Genomic DNA, 3246 nt, shown 5'->3' with positions numbered 1-3246 from the left:
GGCGCGGGCGTCCGGCCGACCGGACCGCCGACGCGCGCCGGCGGCGGGAGGCAGCGCGCGCCGGCGGTGGGAGGCAGCGGGCGTCAGCAGCGGGCGTCGGGCTCGGGGACGGTGCCGTCGAGCAGGTAGGCGCCGACCGTGTCGTCGACGCACGGGTCGGCCCCGTAGGCGCCGTGGCCGTCACCGTCGTAGGTCAGCAGCGTCGCGGACTCCAGCTGTTCGGCGAGCCCCTCCGCCCACGCGTACGGCGTGGCCGGGTCCCGGGTGGTGCCGACCACCAGGATGTCGTCCGCGCCCGCGGCCGTGACCGGGCCCGGCTCGCCCTTGGCCTCCACCGGCCAGGTGGCGCACATCAGCGTCGCCCAGGCGAAGTCGCGGCCGAAGGTGGGCGACGCCTCCTCGAAGGAGTCCAGCTCCTCACGCACCTCCTCCGCGTCGGCGAACGCGGGCGGGGCGTCCAGGCAGCTGATGGCCGGGAAGGCGTACATGATCGTGCCGTAGCTCCCGGCGGCGTCCCGGTCGTGGTAGGCGTCGGCCAGGCGCAGCAGAGGCGCGCCGTCGCCGTCCCCGGCGGCGCGCAGCGAGTCCCGCAGTTCGGGCCAGAGCGCCGGGGAGTAGAGCGCCTGGGCGACACCGGTGGTGGCCAACGACTCCGTGAGCCGCCGGTCCTCGCCGGTGGGCAGCGGCTGCTCGTCCAGCTCCTCGAAGAGCGTGGTGAGGGAGGCCGCGCCGTCGACCGGGCAGTCGCTCTGCGTCTCGCAGTCCGCGAGGAACGCCTGCAGCGCCGTCTCGAACCCGGCCGCCTGCTGTCGGTCGCGCTCCAGCGCGTCCAGTCGCGGGTCGATCGCGGCGTCGAGCACCAGCCGGCCCACCCGCTCGGGGAACAGGTCGGCATAGGCGGCGCCGAGCTGGGTGCCGTAGGAGACGCCGTAGTAGTGCAGGTGGGTGTCGCCGAGGACGGCGCGCAGCAGGTCGAGGTCGCGGGCCGACTCGTCCGTGGAGATGTGTTCCAGCAGTCGGCCGGAGGAGGCGCTGCACCCCTCACCGAATTCGGTGAGGGCCGCCACCAGCGCCTCTTCCTCCTCCTCGTCGTCCGGGGTGCGGTCGACCTGTGTGAAGGCGTCCATCGCGCTGCCGTCCCAGCACTCGACGGGCTCGCTGCGGCCGGTGCCGCGGGCGTCCAGCGCCACCATGTCGTAGCCCGCGCGCACCGGCTCGGGGAACCCGGTGCCGGCGTACCCCTGGAGGTAGTCGATGGCGGAGGCGCCCGGACCGCCGGGGTTGACCAGGAGCGAACCGATCCGCTCCTCCCGCGGCCCGGTGGCCCGCTTGCGGGAGACCGTCAGCTGGAGGTCGGCCCCGCCCGCCCGGGCGTAGTCGAGCGGCGCGGTGAGCGTGGCGCACTGGTAGCCGGGGACACCGCAGTCGCGCCAGCTCAGCTCCTGCTCGTAGTACGGCAGCAGCTCCTCCGCGAGGTCCTCGGGCACCGGGCTCGCCTCGCCCACCGGCTCGGTGCCCGGCGCCGCCGCGGAGGGGGACGACTCGTCCTCCGGGTCGCCGGTGGTGCAGCCCGAAAGCAGCACGGCCGCCGCGGTGAGCGCGGCGGCGGGGACTCGGAAGGAACGGGTGACGGGCATGGTTCCCCAGTGCATCGGTGCGGACGGTCGTGGACGACGGCTGAGCAAGGAGGGTATCGGGCCGGGGGGCCGCATCGCGCGGGCAGCCCAACTACCGGGCGGGTCAGCCATCTTGTACGCCTTGTTCCACCGCCCCGGTCGGCGCCGCGCGCGGGGGACGCCGAGCGCCGGGATCGCGCGCCGGTGCGGGTGGTGGAACCGGGCACCGGGGCCGGGGCTCCGCGGGTCAGGGGGACCGCAGGTCGGCGGGAGCGCGGGTCAGGGGGACCGCGGGTCAGCGGGGACCACAGGTCAGGGGGAGCGCAGAGTCATTGCCATCGCCTCCACCGCCAGCAGCGGTGAGACATTCCGGTCGAGCGCCTCGCGGCAGGCGAGCACGGCCTCGATCCGCCGCAGCGTCTGCTCCGGCCGGGAGGCGGCCGCCGCTTCGGCCACCGTCTGCTCGGTGCTGCCGCCCGCGGTGGCCAGCGAGGTGCCGAACTGGTGGGCCAGCACGTCCCGGTAGAAGCCGGTGAGATCGGTCAGCGCGAGGTCCAGCGCGTCGCGCTGCACCCGGGTGGCGCGCCGCTTGTGGCGGTCCTCCAGCTCCTTCATGGCGCCGGCCGTGCCGCGCGGCATCCGCTTGCCGTCACCACCGCCCAGCGCGGCGCGCAGTTCCTCGGTCTCCTTCTCGTCCAGCTCCTCGGCGAGCTGCTTGGCGTCCTCCGTGGCGGCGTCGATCAGCTCCTGCGCGGCCTTCAGCCCGCCGCCGACGTCCCCGACGCGGCGCGGCATCCGCAGCACGGCCTCCCGGCGGGCTCGCGCACGCTCGTCGGTGGCGAGGCGGCGCGCCCGACCGATGTGGCCGCGGGCGGCCTGCGCCGCGCCCGCCGCCAGTTCCGGCGGGACGCCGTCGCGGCGCACGAGCACCTCGGCGACAGCGGCGACCGAGGGGGTGCGGAGCGCGAGCAGCCGGCAGCGCGACCGGATCGTCGGCAGCACGTCCTCCACCGAGGGGGTGCACAGCAGCCAGACGGTGCGCGGCGCGGGCTCCTCCACGGCCTTGAGCAGCACGTTCGCCGCGCCCTCGGTGAGCCGGTCGGCGTCCTCCAGGACGATGACCTGCCAGCGGCCGACCGCCGGGGAGAGCTGGGCGCGCCGGACCTGCTCGCGGGTCTGCTTCACGCCGATGCTCAGCAGGTCGGTCCGCACCACCTCGACATCGGCGTGGGTGCCGATCAGCGCGGTGTGGCAGCCGTCGCAGAACCCGCAGCCGGGCGAGGAGCCGAGGGCGCGGTCCGGGGAGACGCACTGCAGGGCCGCCGCGAAGGCGCGCGCGGCGGTCGAGCGGCCGGAGCCGGGCGGGCCGGTGAAGAGCCAGGCGTGCGTCATCGCCGAACCGGAGACCTGCGGCGCCTCGCCCGCGGCCGCCGCGGTGACGTAGGCGTCGGCGTCACGGGCGGCGGCGGTCAGCTGCTCCACCACCGGGCCCTGGCCCACCAGGTCGTCCCAGACCGCCATCGTTCTCCACATCTCCTGCCGCCGCGGCGGGCGCGCCCGACGATCGTCCCCCATTGTGCGGCACGGCTCGGACACCCCGATCCGGCCCCGTCCGGGCCGGGGGCAGGGC

The 3246-nt window shown here is 76.0% G+C and carries 2 protein-coding genes; both read right to left on the bottom strand.

Annotated features, from left to right (window positions below; translation table 11 throughout):
* Nucleotides 1-83 precede the first annotated feature (83 nt).
* Nucleotides 84-1637: an alpha/beta hydrolase gene (locus HCN52_RS21875; RefSeq protein ID WP_168090164.1), complete on the bottom strand. Its 1554-nt coding sequence runs from the start codon at nt 1635-1637 to the stop codon at nt 84-86.
* 291 nt (nt 1638-1928) lie between these two features.
* Nucleotides 1929-3137 (bottom strand): DNA polymerase III subunit delta', encoded by a 1209-nt coding sequence (locus tag HCN52_RS21870; protein ID WP_168090163.1) that lies wholly within the window; start codon nt 3135-3137, stop codon nt 1929-1931.
* Nucleotides 3138-3246 lie beyond the last annotated feature (109 nt).

Origin of the sequence: Streptomyces bohaiensis, assembly GCF_012033785.1 — a bacterium.
In the GTDB taxonomy this organism is placed as follows: domain Bacteria; phylum Actinomycetota; class Actinomycetes; order Streptomycetales; family Streptomycetaceae; genus Streptomyces; species Streptomyces bohaiensis.
This window is presented reverse-complemented; position numbering and strand designations above follow the sequence as displayed.

Bases quoted from the DNA above. Each gene is read 5' to 3' on its own strand.
- HCN52_RS21875 (WP_168090164.1), bottom strand. From the start codon at position 1,637: ATGCCCGTCACCCGTTCCTTCCGAGTCCCCGCCGCCGCGCTCACCGCG.
- HCN52_RS21870 (WP_168090163.1), bottom strand. From the start codon at position 3,137: ATGGCGGTCTGGGACGACCTGGTGGGCCAGGGCCCGGTGGTGGAGCAG.